Raw genomic sequence first — 19,204 nt, forward strand, 5'->3', positions numbered from 1 at the left:
CCAATCCGGTCGGATTCGGTCAAAATACGGTCGGACATGGACACTGACCGGGTGACCTCGCAGATTTTCTCGCCCGACGTGCAGCAGCCGCTCGACCTGTTCGGCATCTTCGTCTTCGCCCTGTCGGGCGGCCTGCTCGCGGTGCGCAAGAACATGGACATCTTCGGCATCTGCGTCCTGGCCGAGGCCACCGCGCTGGGCGGCGGCGTCATGCGCGACCTGCTGATCGGCGCCGTCCCGCCGGTGGCCTTCACCAACCTGGGCTACTTCCTCACCCCCCTGGTGGCCGGCCTGGTGGTCTTCTTCCTGCACCCCGAGGTGGAGCGGATCAACCGCGCGGTGCAGACCCTGGACGCGCTGGGTCTGGGGCTCTTCTGCGTCACCGGCACCGCCAAGGCGCACGACTACGGGCTCGGCTCGGTGGCCTCGGTGGCGCTGGGGATGCTGACCGCGGCCGGCGGCGGGGTGATCCGCGACGTGCTGGCGCAGGACCCGCCCGCGCTGCTGCGCTGGGACCGGGAGATCTACGCGGTGCCCGCGCTGGTCGGCGCGACCATGGTGGCGGTGCTGATCGCGCTGGACGACCTGACCACGTTCACCGCCAGCAGCGCCGCGATGATCGCCTTCGTGCTGCGGATGCTCGCGCTCAGGTATGGCTGGCGCGCACCGCGTGCTTGGCACCGCAACGGTTCTCGCACCAGCGAGGAGTAGGCGAGCCGCCGTAGGCCAGCGAGATCGCCTCCACCGTGCAGAGCAGTTCGGGCAGCAGCCGGTTGAGCTCGCCGACCGGGGCGACGGCGGTGGGCGCGGAGATCGCGCAGGCCGCGATGGCCTTGCCGTCGATGCCCTTGATCGGGGCGGCCAGGCAGTTCACCGTCTCCTCGTACTCGGCCTGGTCCAGCGCCCAGCCCTGCCGGCCGACCGCGACCAGTTCGGCCCGCAGCTCCTGCGCGGACCGGGTGCCGCGCGGGCCGCGGGCCGGCGGCTCGTAGCCCTCGAGCGCGGCCGTCAGCTGATCCTGCGCCAGATCGGCCAGCAGGACCCGGCCCACCGCGGTGGCGGCGGCCGGCCCGCGCCGGCCGATCCGCGAGGAGGCGCCGAGCCAGGAGTCGGGGCCGGGCGGGTAGCGGCTCTCCACCTTGTCCACGTAGAGCACCTCGCTGCCCTCCAGTACCGCCAGGTGCACGGTGTGGCCGTACCGCTCGCTGAGCGAGGCGAGGTAGGGGGCGGAGACCTGGCGGACGTCGATGCCCTCCAGCGCGGTCTGCGCCAGCGAGAGCAACCGGCCGCCGAGCCGGTAGCGGTGGTCGGACTGGCGGTGCACGAAGCCGTGCTCCTCCAGCGTGCGCAGCAGCCGCAGGGCGGTGGACTTGTGGACCCCGACGGTGTTGGCGGCCTGCTCCAGCGAGGCCGGGCCCTCGCCCAGCGAGGCCAGGATCGTCAGCGCCCGGTCGACGGTCTGCGACATGCCCGACCCACCCTTCCCCGCCCTGTCCGCGGCCGGCCCACGGGCTGTGTGAGCCAGGAGGCTAACCGGGGCGTTGCACACCGTGCAATGGCCAAATCGTGACCATCCGCGGGCCCTTGACCGGGCGGGCCCGGGCGGGGCCTACACTGGTGCAGCCATGCCATACCTTGACCATGCGGCCACCACCCCGATGCTCCCCGAGGCGATCGCCGCGATGACGGCGCACCTCGGTGTCACCGGCAACGCCTCGTCCCTGCACGCCGCCGGCCGCCGCGCCCGCCGGGTGGTCGAGGAGTCCCGCGAGTCGCTCGCCGCCTCGCTCGGCGCCCGTCCGAGCGAGATCGTGCTGACCGGTGGCGGCACCGAATCGGACAACCTCGCCGTCAAGGGCCTGTACTGGGCCCGCCGCGACGCCGACCCGGCCCGCACCCGGGTGCTCTGCAGCCCGGTGGAGCACCACGCGGTGCTGGACGCGGTGCAGTGGCTGGCCGAGCACGAGGGCGCCCGGGTCGAGTTCCTGCCGGTGGACGCGCTGGGCCGGGTGCACCCCCAGGCGCTGCGCGAGGCCGTCGAGCGCGATGTCGCCTCCGTCGCGCTGATCACCGTGATGTGGGCCAACAACGAGATCGGCACCCTCCAGCCGATCACCGAACTGAGCGCCATCGCCCGCGAGTTCGGCATCCCGATGCACGCCGACGCGGTGCAGGCGCTCGGTCAGGTGCCGGTCTCCTTCGCCGACTCCGGGCTGGACGCGCTGACCGTCACCGGCCACAAGATCGGCGGACCGTACGGGGTCGGCGCGCTGCTGCTGTCGCGCGGCGTCGCCCCGGTGCCGGTGCTGCACGGCGGTGGCCAGCAGCGCGACGTGCGCTCCACCGCGCTGGACGTGCCCGCCGCCGCCGGCTTCGCGGCCGCCGCCGCGCTGGCCGTCCGGCGCCGCGCCGAGCACGCCGAGACGGTCGGCGCGCTGCGCGCCGAGCTGATCGCCCGGATCCGCGCCGCGGTGCCGGACGCGGTGCCCTCCGGCGACCCGGCCGGCGCCGGCCGGCTGCCCGCCAACGCGCACTTCTCCTTCCCCGACTGCGAGGGCGACGCGCTGCTGATGCTGCTGGACGCGGCCGGCATCGAGGTCTCCACCGGCTCGGCCTGCTCGGCCGGCGTCCCCCAGCCCAGCCACGTGCTGCTGGCGCTGGGCGCCGACGCCCGGCTCGCCCGCTCCTCGCTGCGCTTCTCGCTGGGCCACACCTCGACCAAGGCGGACGTGGACGCGCTGGCCGAGGCGATCGGCCCGGTGGTCAGCCGGGCCCGCGGCGCGGGCCAGCGCTGATCGGGGCCGGCCCCCCGCCCGGACGGCCACCCGCCCGCTCGGTCGCCCGTTCGGGCCGCCGCCCGGACGCCGGGAAGCAGGCTGCGGGCACCCCGTACCCTGGAACGCACTATGACTGACTTTCCTGGCGCCCCGACGGGCCCGTCCAACGGTCCCCGCCTGCGCGTGCTGGCCGCGATGTCCGGCGGGGTCGACTCCGCCGTGGCCGCCGCGCGCGCGGCCGAGGCCGGGCACGAGGTCACCGGCGTGCACCTGGCGCTCTCCGGCAACCCGCAGTCGTTCCGCACCGGCGCGCGCGGCTGCTGCACCCTGGAGGACTCCCGCGACGCCCGGCGGGCCGCCGACGTGATCGGCATCCCGTTCTACGTCTGGGACCTCGCCGAGCGCTTCCGCGAGGACGTGATCGACGACTTCGTCGCCGAGTACGCGGCCGGCCGCACCCCCAACCCGTGCCTGCGCTGCAACGAGAAGATCAAGTTCGCCGCGCTGCTGGACAAGGCGATCGCGCTGGGCTTCGACGCGGTCTGCACCGGGCACTACGCGCGGATCCTCGAAGGCCCCACCGGCACGCGCGAGTTGCACCGCGCGGTGGACGCCGCCAAGGACCAGTCGTACGTGCTGGGCGTGCTGGACGCCGAGCAGTTGGCGCACGCGCTCTTCCCGCTGGGCGACACCACCAAGGACGAGATCCGCCGGGAGGCCGAGCGCCGCGGCCTGGCGGTGGCGAAGAAGCCGGACAGCCACGACATCTGCTTCATCGCCGACGGCGACACCCAGGGCTTCCTGGCCAAGCACCTGGGCACCGCCGCCGGCGACATCCTGGACGCCGACGGCAGCAAGCTCGGCGAGCACGACGGTGCCTACGGCTTCACCATCGGCCAGCGCAAGGGCCTGCGGATCGGGCGCCCGGCGGCCGACGGCAAGCCGCGCTATGTGCTCGACATCTCGCCGGTGAACAACACGGTGACGGTCGGCCCGGTGGAGGGGCTGGACGTGCTGGCGCTCACCGCGATCAGGCCGCGCTGGTGCGAGGGGCGCCCGCCCGCCGCCGGCGCCTACGGCGCGCAGCTGCGGGCGCACGGCGAGGAGGTGCCGGTCAGCGCCGAGGTGGTCGACGGCGAGCTGCGGGTGCGCCTGGAGCGCGCGGTGCGCGGCGTCGCGCCGGGCCAGGCCGTGGTGCTCTACGACGGCACCCGGGTGGTCGGCTCGGCCACCATCGCCGCCACCGAGCGGGGCCCGGTGGGCGTGGATCCGGTGGCCGCGGATATCGGGTGATCGCCCGGCGGCCGGCGTGATAGACCTTTCAGCACCATGAACATCTGCGTCTTCTGCTCCGCGTACTCGCTCGACGAGCGCTACTCCGCCCCCGCCGCCGAGTTCGCCCGGCTGCTGGGGCACGGCGGGCACACCCTGGTCTGGGGCGGCTCGAACGCCGGCCTGATGGGCGTGCTCGCCGACGGCGTGAAGGAGGCCGGCGGCCGGCTGGTGGGGGTCCTGGTCGAGCTGCTCGCGCACAAGGGCTACCAGGGCGCGGACGAGCTGGTGATGACCCGCGACCTGGCCGAGCGCAAGGCGCAGCTGCTGATGCGCGCCGACGCCGTGGTGGTGCTGGTCGGCGGCCTGGGCACGCTCGACGAGGTCACCGAGGTGCTGGAGCTCAAGAAGCACGCCCTGCACGACAAGCCCGTCGTGGTGCTGGACACCACCGGCTTCTACGACGGCCTGCGCAGCCAGCTGGAGCGGATGGACGCCGAGGGCTTCCTGCCCCGCCCGCTGGCCGAGTTGATCACCTTCGCCGGTTCCCCGGCCGAGGCCCTCGCCCTTCTCGCCCCTGCTTCGGAGTGACCCCATGGCTACCCATCTGATCACCGGCGCGGGCTCCGGCATCGGCGCCGTCCTCGCCCAGCGGCTCACCGAGCGCGGCGACGAGGTCTGGCTGCTGGCCCGCAACGCCAAGCGCGCCGCCGAGCTGCGCCACGCCTTCCCCACCGCGCAGACCCTCATCGGCGACCTCGCCGACCCGGCCCGGCTCTCCTGGGCGCTGGGCAACCAGACCCAGCCGGTCGAGCTGGACTCGCTGCTGCACGTGGCGGGCACGGTCGAACTCGGCCCGGTCGGCGACACCCCGGTCAAGGTCTGGAACGAGACCCTGGCGATCAACCTGGTCGCCCCCGCCGAGCTCACCCGGCTCTTCCTGCCCCAGCTGCGGATCACCCGCGGCCACGTGGTCTTCGTCAACTCCGGCGCGGGCCTGAACGCGCACGCCGAGTGGGGCTCCTACGCCGCGAGCAAGTTCGGCCTGCGCGCGCTGGCCGACTCGCTGCGCCACGAGGAGCACCCGGCCGGCGTGCGGGTCACCACCGTCTACCCGGGCCGCACCGCCACCCCGATGCAGCTCAAGGTGCACCAGCAGGAGGGCGCCGACTACGACCCGGACCGCTGGATCGCCCCGGAGTCGGTGGCCACCGCCGTCGTCACCGCGCTGGACCTGCCGCGGGACGCCGAGATCACCGAGGTGACGGTCCGCCCGGGACGGTGAGCGGGACGAAGGGGTCCTGAATCTCCGTTAGAGTCTCTGCGCCAGACAGAGATGATCACCACGGGGGATTCCTTCATGCGCACTTCCACGCTGCTTCGCGCTGCCGTTCCGGCGGCGGCGCTGGCCCTGCTGCTCACCGGCTGCGGGCCGGACGAGACCCCGGCCCCGGCCGGCGCCTCCTCGGCGGCGCCGTCCGCGGCGGCCTCCTCGGCCGCGCCGTCCAAGAGCGCCGCCGCGCCCTCGAAGGGTGGTGCCGCACCGTCCACCTCCGCCGGGGCCTCCGCTCCGGCGAGCTCGGCGCCGGGCGGCCCGGGCGCCGGCTTCGCGGCGGCCCTGGCGCCGTCCGCGCAGGCCCAGGGCGTCTACAGCGACCACCAGAAGGGCGACATCTCGCTCACCATCGGCCCGGTGAAGGTGGTCAAGGGCGACGTCGCCGACCTGGCCAAGTTCGCCAAGGCGGCCGACCTCGCCGGCAAGACGCCGTACTACGTCTCGGTGAGCTACACCCACACCGGCGGCAACGGCCTCTTCGAGCCGTACTTCAACGCCCAGCTGCGGGCGATGGTCAGCGACACCGACCAGGCGCCCAAGATCGACCTGCTGAGCGGCTTCCCGCAGTGCCAGAGTGACGTGCCCAAGGGCGGCGCCGACTTCGTCAAGGGCCAGACCGAGCACGAGTGCGCGATCTACCTGGCTCCCAGCGACAAGCCGCTGAAGTACGTGCTCTGGGTCAACAAGAGCGGCGCCCCGCTCGCCTGGAAGGCGAGCTGACCGACCCCGCGGGCGCCCGCCGTGCCCGCCGGGGGGGGACCGGGGGGGCGGCGAGCTGACCGACCCCGCGGGCGCCCGCCGTCCCCCCGGTCCACCGCCGGCGGGCACGGCGGGCGCCGCGCGTTCTCGTAGGCTTCGGCTGTGACCACCGATCTCTCCTTCCCCGCCCTGCTCGGCGCCGCCACCGGTGTCGGCTCGATGCCCGGTACCGACGCCCGGGAGGCCGCTCGCACCGCGGTGGGTGCGCTCGAGCAGCTCCCGTTCCTGCCCGAGCTGCCCGCCCGCGGGCCCGGCGCCGACATGATCGGCCGCTCGGCCGGGCTGCTCGTCGAGCTCTTCGCGCAGACCGAGCCCAGCGGCTGGCGGTTCGCCGACCGGCCGGGCCGCGACACCCGGCGGGCGCACTCCTGGCTCGGCGAGGACCTCGACGCGCTGGAGGAGTTCACCCAGGGGTACACCGGCGCGCTCAAGGTCCAGGCCGTCGGCCCGTGGACGCTGGCCGCCTCCATCGAGCTCAAGTACGGCGAGAAGGCGCTCGCCGACCGCGGCGCCTGCCGCGACATCGCCGGCTCGCTCACCGAGGGCCTGCGCCGCCACCTCGCGGAGCTGCGCCGCCGGGTCCCCGGCGCGCAGCTCGTCCTCCAGCTGGACGAGCCCTCGCTGCCCGCGGTGCTCACCGGCGGGGTGAAGACCGCCAGCGGCTTCCAGCGGCTGCGCTCGGTGGACCGGCAGGTGGCCGAGGAGGTGCTGCGTTCGGTGATCGGCGCGCTGAAGACCCCCACGGTCGTCCACTGCTGCGCGCCCGGGGTGCCAATCCCCTTGCTGCGCCGGGCCGGTGTGGCCGGGGTCTCGCTCGACTTCGAGCTGCTGACAGAGCGTGAGGACGAGGTGATCGGCGAGGCGGTCGAGGCCGGCACGGTGATCCTCGCCGGAGTGGTGCCCGCCACGGACGGGGGATTGTCGGACCCGGCCGGTAATGTCGCGGGTGTCAGGACGTTGTGGCGCAGGCTCGGGCTCGATCCGGAACTGCTGGGACGCCGCGTGCTGGTGACGCCGACCTGCGGGCTGGCGGGCGCGAGCCCGGCCTACGCGCGCACCGCGTTGTCACTCAGTGTGAGGGGTGCCCAGAGCCTGGTGGACAACCCGGAGTGAGACGGTAGGAGGCTTCACGGTGGTGGCTGTCGAGAGCTGGGACGAGGTCCCCGCGCAGGCGCGCAGGCGGCACGCTGAGCTCGCGGCCGAGGTCGAGGAGCACCGCGTCCGCTACTACGAGCAGGACGCGCCGATCGTCAGCGACGCCGAGTTCGACACGCTGATGCGCGAACTGGAGGCGCTGGAGGCCGAGCACCCGGTGCTGGTCACCCCGGACTCGCCGACCCAGAAGGTGGGCGGCGCCGCGGCCGAGGGCTTCGCCAAGGTCGAGCACCGCGAGCGCCTGCTCAGCCTGGACAACGCGATGGACGACGAGGAGCTCGCCGAGTGGGCCGAGCGCGTCGCCCGCGAGCTGGACGGCATCGACTACCACTACCTCTGCGAGCTCAAGGTGGACGGCCTGGCCGTCAACCTCACCTACGAGCACGGCCGCCTGGTGCTCGCCGCCACCCGCGGCACCGGCCGGGTCGGCGAGGACATCACCGCCAACGTGCGCACCATCAAGGAGATCCCGCACCAGCTGCGGGGCGAGAACATCCCGGCGCTGGTGGAGATCCGCGGGGAGGTCTACCTGCCCACCGAGGCGTTCGCCGAGCTCAACGCCTCGCTCGCGGCGGAGAACGACCGCCGCCGGGCCGAGAACGAGGAGCGCGCGAGTCAGGGCCGGCGCCCGCACGCGCTGCTGCGCCTGTTCGCCAACCCCCGCAACGCCGCCGCCGGTTCGCTGCGGATGAAGGACCCGCAGGTCACCGCCTCGCGTCCGCTGCACATGGTGGTGCACGGCATCGGCGCCCGGGAGGGCTTCGACATCGACTGCCAGTCGCACGCCTACCGGTTGCTGCACGACTGGGGTCTGCCCACCGCCCGGCACAACCGGGTGGTGGGCACCCTGGACGAGGTCCGCGCCTTCATCCGGCAGTTCGGCGAGCAGCGGCACTCGGTGGAGCACGAGATCGACGGCGTGGTCGTCAAGGTGGACGAGATCGCGCTGCAGGGCCGGCTCGGCGCCACCTCCAAGTCGCCGCGCTGGGCGATCGCCTGGAAGTACCCGCCGGAGGAGGTCACCGCCAGGCTGGCCCGGATCCAGGTCGGCATCGGGCGCACCGGCCGGGCCACCCCGTACGCGGTGCTGGCCGAGCCGGTGAAGGTGGCCGGCTCGATGGTGCAGTACGCCACCCTGCACAACCAGGAGGTGGTGAAGGCCAAGGGCGTGCTGCTGGGCGACACCGTCGTGCTGCGCAAGGCCGGTGACGTGATCCCGGAGATCCTCGGCCCGGTGGAGGACCTGCGGGACGGCACCGAGCGCGCGTTCGTGATGCCCAGCCACTGCCACGAGTGCGGCGCGCAGCTGCGCCCGATGTCCGAGGGCGACATCGACCTGCGCTGCCCCAACGCCCAGTTCTGCCCGGCCCAGGTCCGCGAGCGGATCGCCTACCTGGGCGGTCGCGAGTCGCTGGACATCGACGGCCTGGGCTACGTGGCGGCCACCGCGCTCACCCAGCCGCTGGAGCCCAAGGAGCCGCCCGTCAAGAACGAGGGGGACATCTTCGGCCTGACTCTCGACCAGCTGTTGCCGATCAAGGTGCTGGTTCGCGACCAGAAGACCGGAATGCCCAAGTTGGACGACGCGACGGGTCAGGAGAAGCAGGTCACGTTCTTCGCCAACCTGAAGGGCGAGCCGAAGAAGGCCGCCGGGCTGCTGCTGACGAACCTGGCGGGGGCCCGCGAGCGTCCGCTCTGGCGCTACCTCAACGGCCTGTCGATCCGTCACGTCGGCCCGGTGGCGGCCCAGGCGCTGGCCCGCGAGTTCCGCGACCTGGACGCGATCTTCGCCGCCTCCGAGGAGCAGCTGGCCGCCACCGAGGGCGTCGGGCCGATCATCGCGCGCTCGATCCTGGAGTGGTTCGAGGAGGACTGGCACCGCGAGGTGCTGCGGAAATGGCGCGAGGCGGGGGTGCGCTTCACCGAGGAGGCCCCCGCGGAGGAGGCCGATCGCCCGCTGGAGGGGCTCACCGTGGTGGTCACCGGGACGCTGGCCGGGCACACCCGGGACGGCGCCAAGGAGGCCTTGGTCAGTCGGGGCGCGAAGGTGACCGGTTCGGTGTCGAAGAAGACCGATTTCGTGGTCGCCGGTGACAATCCCGGGTCCAAGTACGACAAGGCCGTCCAGCTCAATCTGCCGCTGCTGGACGACGAGGGCTTCACCGTGCTGCTCGAGGCCGGCCCGGCCGCGGCTCGCGCGCACCTCGGGCTGCCCGCGCTGGAGGAGCCGGCCGCGGAGCCGGCCGCCGAACCGCAGCAGGTAACCCCCGCGGAGGCTGACCAGGGCTGACGTGTCCCTCTTGTTACCGTGCTGATGCCCCGTCAGCGGGGTGCCGGGGCGCCAAACAGGGCATCGTGTCACTGTGCGGCGCCGGATCCCTGCTGGCGTGCTCCCGGATGACCGAAAGTCCGCCCCCGCACTGGGCGCGGACTTACCCTGGAGTGCAACAGCGTGTCAGCAGGAGTGGGGGCACCGGGTTCGTCCGGCGCCGACAGGGGCGCTTCCCGGCTGAGACCGACTGGCACTCGATCAGGAGTGCCAGGGCCGACCGTTCTTCGAGTCGGTTCCAGCCGCTATGCGGCCTGGCGGGGGCGGGCCTGACGGAGGACAGGGCGTATGGATCGTTCGACCGGCGGTGCGTTGACGCGCCCGCCGCAGGGGGTGGCGGGCGCGGTCCTGCTGCTCGGTGTGCTGCTGGCCGGGGCCGCACCGCTGATCCCGCTGGCCGTCCTGGTGAGCCGTCACGAGCCGGAGCTGCTGCCGCTCTTCGCGGTTCCGCTGGCCGTCCTGGTGGCGGCCTGGCGGATCGCCCGCGACCGGGCCCGCGACCAGCTCACCGATCCACTGACCGGGCTGCCGAACCGTCACGCCCTGTTGCTGGCCGCGCAGGAGGCCATCGCCGACCACCAGGACGAGGCGGACTACAGCGTCGGACTGATCCTGCTCGACCTCGACCGGTTCCGGTCGCTCAACGACACGCTCGGGCACGCCGCCGGCGACCGGCTGCTGGTGCACATCGGGCGCCGGCTGCACCGGGTGCTGCGCGGCGGCCACCTCGACCCGACCGGCCCGATCAAGGGCGCGCCGGCCGCGGCCGCCCCCTCGGGCGCCGCCGACCGGCGCCGCGACACCGAGGAACTGCTGGCCGCGCTGCCGTCGGCCGCCGAGGGCGGCCGGCGCGCGGTGGTCGCCCGGATGGGCGGCGACGAGTTCGCCGTGCTGCTCCCCGGGGTCGGCCGCGCCGACACGCTGGAGCGCCTCGCCAAGACCCTGATCGCCGAACTCGCCGCCCCGATCCGCCTCGACGGCCTGCTGCTGGTGCTGGAGGCGACCGCCGGCGTCTGCGTCTACCCCCAGCACGCCGGAAGCGCAGAATCGTTGCTGCGCCGCGCCGACGTCGCGATGGGCCACGCCCAGCGCGGCCGCACCGGCGTCGAGCGCTACGACCACTCCCAGGACGCCGACACGCCCTACCGGATCGGCCTGCTCGGCGACCTGCGCCGGGCGCTGGAGACCGGCGAGGTGCAGCTGCACTACCAGCCCAAGGTGGCCTTCGACGGCCGGGTGGTGGGCCTGGAGGCGCTGCTGCGCTGGGAGCGCCCCGGCTGCGGCAAGGTCTCGCCGGACGAGTTCGTGGGCCTGGCCGAGTCCAGCGGTCTGATGCCGCGGCTGACCGACTACGTCCTGGAGGCCGCGATCGGCCAGCTCGCCACCTGGCGCTCGCAGGGCCTCCAGGTGCAGGTGGCGGTCAACGTCTCGCCGCGCGACGTGCTCAACCCCGGCTTCGCCGAGCGGGTGGCGGGCCACCTGGCCCGCCACCAGGTCCCCGCCCACGCGCTCCAGCTGGAGATCACCGAGCGGCTGCTGCTGGACGACTCGCGCCTGGCCGCCGACACCCTGGCCGAACTGCGCGGCCACGGCGTGGGGATGTCGCTGGACGACTTCGGCACCGGCCACTCCTCGCTGGTGCGGCTGCGCAGCCTGCCGGTCGGCGAGTTGAAGATCGACCGCTCCTTCGTCTCGCGGATGGTCGCCGACGACCACGACGCCGCCGTGGTCCGCTGCTCGGTCGAGCTCGCGCACTCGCTGGGCCTGACCGTGGTCGCCGAGGGAGTCGAGGACGACGAGACCTGGGAGCGCCTGCACGGGCTGGGCGTGGACGCCGTCCAGGGCTGGCTGGTCTCCGCCGCGCTGCCGGCCGACCAGGCCACCGCCTGGCTGCGGGTGCACCGCACCGGCCCGCCCTCCGCCGAGCGGCTGACCACGATGGACCGCTGGACCGGGCAGGCCGAGCTGACCTATCCCGAACTGCCCTGCCCCGGCCTGCCCGCCGCGCCCCTGCCGACCCCCACGGGCCAGCCGCTGGCGCCGCCCGCGGAGGCCCCCACGACCCCCCAGTGACACCCTTCGGGCCGCCCGCCGCGCGCCGGCGGGCCGCGGGCCGGGGCCCGAGGACCCGGCGGTAACGTCCCCGACACCCGGGGCCCCCTAGGATGGGCAGCACAGACAGGAGGACGGACGATCACCGCGGCCCAGCCGCCGGATCCCCGTCCGGGCCGGTCGTCCGCCCCACCGGGCGGCGCCGACCTCACCAGAACTCACCTTGAGGATCGCTGCATGCCTGGCATCACGCGCGAGGAGGTCGCCCACCTCGCCCGGCTGTCGCGTCTGGAGTTGCAGGCGGAGGAGCTGGACCACTTCGCCGAGCAGCTCGACGTGATCATCGGCGCGGTCGCCCGCGTTTCCGAGGTCGCCGGACAGGACGTCCCGCCGACCTCCCACCCGCTGCCGCTGACCAACATCATGCGCGCGGACGAGGTGCGCCCCTCGCTCACCCCGGAGCAGGCGCTGTCCGGCGCTCCGGCCGCCGAGGAGCAGCGTTTCCGCGTGCCGCAGATCCTGGGGGAGGACTAACACCCATGACCGACCTCATCCGCTCCACCGCGGCCGACACCGCCGCCGCCATCGCCTCCGGCGCCGTGAGCGCCGTCGAGGTGACGCAGGCTCACCTGGACCGCATCGACGCCGTCGACAAGAAGGTCAACGCCTTCCTGCACGTGGACACCGAGGGCGCCCTGGCGGCCGCCCGCGCGGTGGACGCCAAGCGCGCCAAGGGCGAGGAGCTCGGCCCGCTGGCCGGCGTCCCGCTGGCGCTCAAGGACGTCTTCACCACCAAGGGCGTCCCGACCACCTGCGGCTCGAAGATCCTCGAAGGCTGGGTCCCGCCGTACGACGCCACCCTGACGACCCGTCTCAAGGACGCGGGCGTGGTCATCCTCGGCAAGACCAACATGGACGAGTTCGCGATGGGCTCCTCCACCGAGAACAGCGCCTACGGCCCCACCGGCAACCCCTGGGACCTCGGCCGGATCCCCGGCGGCTCCGGCGGCGGCTCGGCGGCCGCGCTGGCCGCCTTCGAGGCCCCGCTGGCGATCGGCACCGACACCGGCGGCTCGATCCGCCAGCCCGGCGCGGTCACCGGCACGGTCGGCGTCAAGCCCACCTACGGCTCGGTCTCCCGCTACGGCCTGGTGGCCTTCTCCTCCTCCCTGGACCAGGGCGGGCCCTGCGCCCGCACGGTCCTGGACGCGGCCCTGCTGCACGAGGCGATCGCCGGCCACGACCCGCTGGACTCCACCTCCATCGACGCGCCGGTGCCGGCCGTGGTCGCCGCCGCCAAGCTGCGCGACGTGCGCGGCATGCGGATCGGCGTGGTCAAGGAGTTCGCCGGCGAGGGCTACCAGTCCGGGGTGATGCAGCGCTTCCACGAGAGCGTGGAGCTGCTGCGCGAGCTGGGCGCCGAGGTCGTCGAGGTCTCCTGCCCGTCCTTCACCCTCGCGCTGCCGGCCTACTACCTGATCGCGCCCAGCGAGGCCTCCTCCAACCTGGCCCGCTTCGACGCGATGCGCTACGGCCTGCGGGTCGGCGACGACGGCACCCGCTCGGCCGAGGACGTCACCGCCCTGACCCGCGAGGCCGGCTTCGGCCCCGAGGTCAAGCGCCGCATCATCCTGGGCACCTACGCGCTCTCCTCGGGCTACTACGACGCCTACTACGGCTCGGCCCAGAAGGTCCGCACGCTGATCTCCCGGGACTTCGACGCCGCCTTCGCCGGCGTGGACGTGCTGATCTCGCCGACCACCCCGACCACCGCCTTCCCGATCGGCGAGCGCGCCGACGACCCGATGGCGATGTACCTGGCCGACCTGTGCACCATCCCCTCGAACCTCGCGGGCAACGCGGCCATGTCGCTGCCCTGCGGGCTCGCCCCGGAGGACAATCTCCCGGTCGGCCTGCAGATCATCGCACCCGCGATGGCGGACGACCGCCTGTACCGCGTGGGCGGCGCCGTCGAGGCCGCACTCAACGACAAGTGGGGGCACCCCCTGCTGGAGGAGGCACCGGCACTGTGAGCAAGATCGAGAAGGCGAAGGGCTTCAAGCACACGAAGCCCGGCCTGTGGCTGTCCATCGGAACCAGCGCCTTCGGCGTCCTGAGCATCGTCAAGGACATCCGCAAGGCCCGCTCCGAGCAGGACAACCTGCTGCTGGCCAACGCCGCCGTCGGCGCCCTCGCCCTGGTGACGGGCACCGCCCTGCTGGTGCGCGAACTGCGCCGCCTGGGCGACGACGACGTCCTGCTGGGCTGAGGACGGACGAACCGGGGGGTCGGCCCGTGCCCGGGGTACGGGCCGACCCGCCGTCGATCGGCTGCGGGACGCGCCATCCTTCGCCGCGTGGTGGACAGGACATGAGCAAGACATTGGAAGGACCGGGAAACAACCATGGCTGACACCTCGACGCTCGTCTCCTACGACGACGCGCTCGCCTCCTACGACCCCGTGATGGGACTGGAGGTGCACGTCGAGCTGGGCACCAGGACGAAGATGTTCTGCGGCTGCTCCACCGAGCTGGGCGCGGAGCCGAACTCGCAGACCTGCCCGACCTGTCTGGGGCTGCCGGGCTCGCTGCCGGTGGTCAACGCCATCGGGGTGGAGTCGGCGGTCAAGATCGGTCTCGCGCTGAACTGCGAGATCGCGCAGTGGTGCCGGTTCGCGCGGAAGAACTACTTCTACCCGGACATGCCGAAGAACTTCCAGACCTCGCAGTACGACGAGCCGATCGCCTTCAACGGCTACCTCGACGTGCAGCTGGAGGACGGCGAGACGTTCCGGGTCGAGATCGAGCGCGCCCACATGGAGGAGGACACCGGCAAGTCCACCCACGTCGGTGGCGCGACCGGCCGCATCCACGGCGCCTCGCACTCGCTGCTCGACTACAACCGGGCCGGCATCCCGCTGATCGAGATCGTCACCAAGCCGATCGAGGGCGCCGGGCACCGTGCGCCCGAGGTGGCCCGGGCGTACGTGGCCGAGCTGCGCGAGCTGATCAAGGCGCTGGGCGTCTCCGAGGCGCGGATGGACAAGGGGCAGATGCGCTGCGACGTCAACCTGTCGCTGCGCCCGAACGGCACCAAGACGTTCGGCACCCGCTCCGAGACCAAGAACGTCAACTCGCTGCGCAGCGTGGAGCGGGCCGCCCGGTTCGAGATCCAGCGCCACGCCACCGTGCTGGGTGACGGCGGGACGATCATCCAGGAGACCCGGCACTTCCACGAGGAGGACGGCTCGACCACCTCGGGCCGGATCAAGGACAACGCCGAGGACTACCGCTACTTCCCCGAGCCGGACCTGGTGCCGATCGCCCCCGCCCGCGCGTGGGTCGAGGAGCTGCGGGCCGCGCTGCCCGAGCTGCCGCGGGTGCGCCGTGCCCGCCTGCAGGGCGAGTGGGGCCTGTCCGACAAGGACATGCAGTCGGTGCTGAACGCCGGTGCGGTCGAGCCGATCCTGGAGACCATCGCCGCCGGCGCCCCCGCCGACCAGGCCCGCAAGTGGTGGATGGGCGAGCTGGCCCGGCGGTCCAACGAGACCGGCACCGACCTGGCCGAGCAGCCGATCACGCCGGCCCAGGTGGCCCGGGTCTGCGCGCTGGTGGCCGAGGGCAAGCTGAACGACAAGCTGGCCCGCCAGGTGATCGAGGGCGTGCTGGCCGGCGAGGGCGAGCCGGACGCGGTGGTGGCCGCCCGTGGGCTGGCCGTCGTCTCGGACGACTCCGCGCTCGGCGCCGCGGTGGACCAGGCGATCGCCGAGAACGCCGCGATCGCCGACAAGATCCGCGACGGCAAGGTGGCCGCGGTGGGCGCGCTGGTCGGCGCGGTCATGAAGACCACCCGCGGGCAGGCCGACGCGGCCCGGGTGAAGGACCTGATCCTGCAGAAGCTCGGCGCCGCCTGAGCCGCTCCTAGGCCTCACCCGGTCCTCGGCCGGTGCCAGGCCCAGTCGGTCTAAGGCATCACCCGTCTAAGGCCCCCGGAACGCCGGTGGCCGCCCCTCCTTAGGGGTGGCCACCGGCGTTCTCGCGTCCGGCCCGGTCCCTCTAAGGAGCCGGGGCCCGGGAAGATCCGGCATGCTGCCGATGCGGCCCACCCCCCTGGGCGAGGAACCTTGGGGTATCGGACGACGGGACGGCCACAGGGGCATCGGACCGCGTTCTGGGGACCAAGGGGTCGCAGTGATGCTGGAGTACGAGATCTACCGCCGCCGCAGTGCCGAGCTCCGCGAGATCGCCGCGCACGAGCGGCTGGCCGCCGAGGTCCGCCGGGCCCGTGGCGACGCCGCCGGCCGGCGCGGCCCGCTGGCCCGCATCAGCCGGGGTCTGCGCCGCGACAGCGGTCACCGGGCAGCCCCGGTGGCGGGCTGCCGGGTCGCCGCTCCGCTGGGCGAATGCTGACGGATCGGCAGGAGTGCGGCGCCACGCGGGGAGCGCCGGACCCGCCGTCCGCAGCGGCAGGGGAAAGGGGAGGGAGGGTCGCCGTCGGCGCCCTCCCTCCCGGCCGTGGTGCCGCCGTCCCACCCCTGGGGATAACCCTTCGATCACCGTCGCAGGGCTGTGGCATGCTCGGCGCCGTGGAGCAGATCTCGGTCAGTCCCGTCTTCGTCGGCCGCGGCAGCGAGACCGCCGCGCTCATGGCGGCGCTGCGCCGTGCCTCGGCGGGGCAGCCGCAGGCGTTGCTGGTGGGCGGCGAGGCCGGGGTGGGCAAGACCCGGCTGCTGGAGGAGTTCCTCTGCGCGGCCGAGCGCGCCGATCCGGGGGCCCCGGCCGGCCCCGACGCCTCGTGCGCGCCCATCGGCTCCACCGCTCCCGCCCCCACCGCCACCGTCACGATGACGGGCGGCTGTCTGGAGGTGGGCGCCGAGGGCCTGCCGTACGCGCCGCTGGTGACCGCGATGCGTCGCCTGCACCGCCGGCTGGGTCCCGAGCTGGAGCGGGCCGCGGAGGGGATGGAGGGTCATCTCTCCCGGCTGCTGCCCGAGTTCGGCGAGCTCGGTACGGAACCCAACGACGAGTACGGCCGCGCCCGGCTCTTCGAGCACATCGCCCGGCTCTTCGAACGGCTCAGCGCCCAGCGCACCCTGGTGCTGGCGATCGAGGACCTGCACTGGTCGGACCGCTCCACCCGCGAGCTGCTCGGCTACCTGATCAGCACCCTGCACCGCTCGCGGGTGCTGATCGTGGCCACCTACCGCACCGACGACCTGCACCGGCGCCACCCGCTGCGCCCCTTCCTGGCCGAGCTGGAGCGCCAGCGCACCGTGCAGCGCCTGGAGTTGGGGCGCTTCGGCCGGCGCGAGGTGGCCGCCCAGCTGGCCGGCATCCTGGGGACGGCAGTGCCCGACCGGCAGTTGGTGGAGCGCATCCACCGCCGCTCCGAGGGCAACCCGTTCTTCGTGGAGGAGCTCGCCTGCTCCTTCCAGGAGGGGTCCGCGGTCGGGCTGAGCGACTCGCTGCGCGACATCCTGCTGGTGCGCGTCGAGGCGCTGCCGGAGCAGACCCAGCGGGTGGTGCGGATCGCGGCCGAGGGCGGCTCGCGGGTCGAGCACCAGCTGCTGGCCGCCGTGCTCGACGGCCCGGAGGACGACCTGCTGGACGCGCTGCGCACGGCGGTGGGCGCCAACATCCTGGCACCGGACAAGGACGGCGAGGGCTACCGGTTCCGGCACGCGCTGGTCCGCGAGGCGGTCTCGGACGACCTGCTGCCCGGCGAGCGGCACCGGATCAACCGCCGTTTCGCCACCGCCCTGGAGGCCGACCCGACCCTGGTGCACGGGGCCGAGGTGCCGGCCCGGCTGGCCAACTACTGGTACCACGCGCACGATCCGGCCCGCGCCCTGCCCACCGCGCTGGACGCCGCGCGGGCGGCCCGGCGCCGCAACGCCTTCGCCGAGCAGCTGAGCCTGCTGGAGCGCGCCATCGAGCTGTGGGACGAGGTCTCCGCGGAGGGCCTGCGCGCCACCCTGCGGCCGCACGACTGGGCCGAGACCTACCCGCCGTGCGACTGCCGGCGGACCCTGTGCGACGCGGAGGCGGGCGTCCACGCGGACGACGACCCGGGCTGCGAGCGGCTGCAACTGGTCGACGTGCTGGCCGAGGCGGTGGTCGCGGCCCGCCGGGCCGGTGACCGCGAGCGCGGCCTGACACTGGCCAACTGGGCCCTGAAGCTGGTGGACGAGAACGTCAACCCGATGCGCGCCGCCTGGTTCCGGATGAGCCGGGCCCGGCTGCTGGGCCACCTGGGCCGGCAGGGTGGGGAGGAGGAGCTGGCGCACGCCCGCCGGCTGGTCGAGGGGCGCGCGCCGTCCGCGGTGCAGGCGGACGTCTTCTCGCTGGCCGCCGACCACGCGATGCTGCACCACGCCGCCCTCACCGACCGCACGCTCGCCGAGCGGGCGGTGGAGATCGCCCGCCAGGTCGGGGCGACCAGCGTCGAGCTGCACGCCCGGATGACGCTGGGTTCTCTGCACACCGAACTGGGCGACCCGGAGCGGGGGGTGGCGGAGCTGCGCGAGGCGATCGAGGGCGCCCGCCGGCTGGCCGTCCCCGACCTGGTCACCCGCGGGCTGAACAACCTGGCCAGCATGCTCGCCCACCTGGGCCGGGCCGAGGAGGCGGTGGCGCTGGCCCGGGAGGGGCTGGCCGCCGCCGGTGACCTGGGGCTGCTGCGCAACACCGGGGCGATCCTGGCCGGCAACCTCATCGAGTCCCTGCTGCTGGCCGGCCGCACGGCCGAGGCCCGCCGCCTGCTGGCCGCCTGGGAGCGCGACGGCCGGGCCGAGATCTACGACCCCTACCTCTACCGGCTGCGCGGTGAACTCGCACTGATATCCGGCGAGTTGACGGCCGCTGGGGAGTTCCTGGCGCTGGCCCGGGCGGACCGGGCCCGCGAGCAGCCGCAGCACCTGCTGCCGGGCTCGCGGCTGGAGATCGACCTGGCGGCCCGCAGCGGGCAGCCGCTGCGCGGCCGGGCGGTGCTGCTCGCCCTGCTGGACGCCCTCCCGCCCGGCCGGCAGAGCCTGCTGCCGCCGGTGCTGGCCCGGGCGGCCGCGCTGGAGGCGGACTCGCGCGGCCTGCCCGCCGCCGACCCGGACCGGCCCGCGGTGCTGCGCCGGATCGCCGAGGCGCTGGCCGAGCAGCGGCCGCTGGTCGCGCTGCACGAGGGCTGGATGCGGTTGGCCGAGGCCGAGTTGGCCCGCGCGGTGGACGCGGACACCCCGGAGCACTGGGCCGCCGCGATCGAGCCGCTGCGCGCCACCGGACTGCCCTACCCGCTGGTGCTGGCCCTGCTGGGGGCCGGCGGCGCGGCGGCCGCGGCCGGGCGGCGCGAGCAGGCCGGGGCGCTGCTCGGCGAGGCGGCCGAGCTGGCCGAGCGGCGCGAGGACGCCGAACTGGGCCGTGAGATCGCCCGGTTGGCCGACCGGGTCGGGGTCGCCCGCAGCCTGCCGGGGGGGGGCGGGGGGGGGGGGGGGGGGGGCGGGGGACAACGGAAAGGGGGGGGCCGGGGGGGGGT

Annotated in this window: 16 protein-coding genes; 15 read left to right on the forward strand and 1 reads right to left on the reverse strand. The window is 74.1% G+C overall.

Annotation, left to right across the window (positions count from 1 at the left end; translation table 11 throughout):
- The first annotated feature begins 51 nt into the window (after positions 1-51).
- Positions 52-711, forward strand: coding sequence for a trimeric intracellular cation channel family protein (locus tag ABD323_RS14950; protein WP_344442034.1), 660 nt, complete (start codon positions 52-54; stop codon positions 709-711).
- Here ABD323_RS14950 and ABD323_RS14955 read toward each other — a convergent pair.
- A complete protein-coding gene (locus ABD323_RS14955) occupies positions 647-1,468 on the reverse strand; it encodes an IclR family transcriptional regulator (protein ID WP_344442035.1) in 822 nt (273 codons plus the stop codon). The genes ABD323_RS14950 and ABD323_RS14955 overlap by 65 nt on opposite strands.
- Positions 1,469-1,625: 157 nt before the next feature.
- Here ABD323_RS14955 and ABD323_RS14960 point away from each other — a divergent pair, with 157 nt between their 5' ends.
- From ABD323_RS14960 to ABD323_RS15025, 14 genes are all read left to right on the forward strand, one after another.
- Positions 1,626-2,795 (forward strand): cysteine desulfurase family protein, encoded by a 1,170-nt coding sequence (locus ABD323_RS14960; RefSeq protein WP_344442036.1) that lies wholly within the window; start codon positions 1,626-1,628, stop codon positions 2,793-2,795.
- A gap of 111 nt (positions 2,796-2,906) precedes the next feature.
- A complete protein-coding gene (gene mnmA / locus ABD323_RS14965) occupies positions 2,907-4,070 on the forward strand; it encodes a tRNA 2-thiouridine(34) synthase MnmA (protein ID WP_344442038.1) in 1,164 nt (387 codons plus the stop codon).
- Between the two features lie 36 nt (positions 4,071-4,106).
- The gene (locus ABD323_RS14970; protein ID WP_344442039.1) at positions 4,107-4,640 is read left to right on the forward strand and encodes an LOG family protein; all 534 of its coding nucleotides are present in this window, start codon (positions 4,107-4,109) and stop codon (positions 4,638-4,640) included.
- Between the two features lie 4 nt (positions 4,641-4,644).
- Entirely contained in the window at positions 4,645-5,334 is a 690-nt protein-coding gene (locus tag ABD323_RS14975; protein ID WP_344442040.1) for an SDR family oxidoreductase, read from the forward strand.
- 75 nt (positions 5,335-5,409) lie between these two features.
- On the forward strand, positions 5,410-6,105 hold the full coding sequence (locus ABD323_RS14980) for a hypothetical protein (RefSeq protein ID WP_344442041.1): 696 nt from the start codon (positions 5,410-5,412) through the stop codon (positions 6,103-6,105).
- 141 nt (positions 6,106-6,246) lie between these two features.
- On the forward strand, positions 6,247-7,257 hold the full coding sequence (locus ABD323_RS14985) for a methionine synthase (protein ID WP_344442042.1): 1,011 nt from the start codon (positions 6,247-6,249) through the stop codon (positions 7,255-7,257).
- Positions 7,258-7,279: 22 nt separating this feature from the next.
- A complete protein-coding gene (gene ligA, locus ABD323_RS14990) occupies positions 7,280-9,589 on the forward strand; it encodes an NAD-dependent DNA ligase LigA (RefSeq protein WP_425555996.1) in 2,310 nt (769 codons plus the stop codon).
- A gap of 327 nt (positions 9,590-9,916) precedes the next feature.
- Entirely contained in the window at positions 9,917-11,701 is a 1,785-nt protein-coding gene (locus tag ABD323_RS14995; protein ID WP_344442044.1) for a putative bifunctional diguanylate cyclase/phosphodiesterase, read from the forward strand.
- A gap of 216 nt (positions 11,702-11,917) precedes the next feature.
- Complete coding sequence (gatC, locus tag ABD323_RS15000) at positions 11,918-12,214, forward strand: Asp-tRNA(Asn)/Glu-tRNA(Gln) amidotransferase subunit GatC (RefSeq protein ID WP_344442045.1); 297 nt, start codon at positions 11,918-11,920, stop codon at positions 12,212-12,214.
- Positions 12,215-12,219: 5 nt separating this feature from the next.
- Complete coding sequence (gene gatA / locus ABD323_RS15005) at positions 12,220-13,713, forward strand: Asp-tRNA(Asn)/Glu-tRNA(Gln) amidotransferase subunit GatA (RefSeq protein ID WP_344442046.1); 1,494 nt, start codon at positions 12,220-12,222, stop codon at positions 13,711-13,713.
- The gene (locus ABD323_RS15010) at positions 13,710-13,949 is read left to right on the forward strand and encodes a hypothetical protein (RefSeq protein WP_344442047.1); all 240 of its coding nucleotides are present in this window, start codon (positions 13,710-13,712) and stop codon (positions 13,947-13,949) included. Before gatA ends, ABD323_RS15010 begins: the two co-directional genes overlap by 4 nt.
- A 135-nt stretch (positions 13,950-14,084) precedes the next feature.
- Positions 14,085-15,593, forward strand: a complete 1,509-nt coding sequence (gene gatB, locus ABD323_RS15015; RefSeq protein WP_344442048.1) for an Asp-tRNA(Asn)/Glu-tRNA(Gln) amidotransferase subunit GatB — start codon at positions 14,085-14,087, stop codon at positions 15,591-15,593.
- A 280-nt stretch (positions 15,594-15,873) separates the two neighbouring features.
- Positions 15,874-16,089, forward strand: a complete 216-nt coding sequence (locus tag ABD323_RS15020) for a hypothetical protein (RefSeq protein ID WP_344442049.1) — start codon at positions 15,874-15,876, stop codon at positions 16,087-16,089.
- A gap of 176 nt (positions 16,090-16,265) precedes the next feature.
- Positions 16,266-19,204, forward strand: a 2,939-nt coding sequence (locus ABD323_RS15025; RefSeq protein WP_344442050.1) for an ATP-binding protein, incomplete at its 3' end; no start/stop codon positions are given.

Source organism: Kitasatospora nipponensis, assembly GCF_039528135.1.
GTDB classification, from domain to species: Bacteria; Actinomycetota; Actinomycetes; order Streptomycetales; family Streptomycetaceae; genus Kitasatospora; species Kitasatospora nipponensis.

Bases quoted from the DNA above. Each gene is read 5' to 3' on its own strand.
- ABD323_RS14955 (WP_344442035.1), bottom strand. From the start codon at position 1,468: ATGTCGCAGACCGTCGACCGGGCGCTGACGATCCTGGCCTCGCTGGGC.
- ABD323_RS14960 (WP_344442036.1), top strand. From the start codon at position 1,626: ATGCCATACCTTGACCATGCGGCCACCACCCCGATGCTCCCCGAGGCG.
- mnmA (WP_344442038.1), top strand. From the start codon at position 2,907: ATGACTGACTTTCCTGGCGCCCCGACGGGCCCGTCCAACGGTCCCCGC.
- ABD323_RS14970 (WP_344442039.1), top strand. From the start codon at position 4,107: ATGAACATCTGCGTCTTCTGCTCCGCGTACTCGCTCGACGAGCGCTAC.
- ABD323_RS14975 (WP_344442040.1), top strand. From the start codon at position 4,645: ATGGCTACCCATCTGATCACCGGCGCGGGCTCCGGCATCGGCGCCGTC.
- ABD323_RS14980 (WP_344442041.1), top strand. From the start codon at position 5,410: ATGCGCACTTCCACGCTGCTTCGCGCTGCCGTTCCGGCGGCGGCGCTG.
- ABD323_RS14995 (WP_344442044.1), top strand. From the start codon at position 9,917: ATGGATCGTTCGACCGGCGGTGCGTTGACGCGCCCGCCGCAGGGGGTG.
- gatC (WP_344442045.1), top strand. From the start codon at position 11,918: ATGCCTGGCATCACGCGCGAGGAGGTCGCCCACCTCGCCCGGCTGTCG.
- gatA (WP_344442046.1), top strand. From the start codon at position 12,220: ATGACCGACCTCATCCGCTCCACCGCGGCCGACACCGCCGCCGCCATC.
- gatB (WP_344442048.1), top strand. From the start codon at position 14,085: ATGGCTGACACCTCGACGCTCGTCTCCTACGACGACGCGCTCGCCTCC.
- ABD323_RS15020 (WP_344442049.1), top strand. From the start codon at position 15,874: ATGCTGGAGTACGAGATCTACCGCCGCCGCAGTGCCGAGCTCCGCGAG.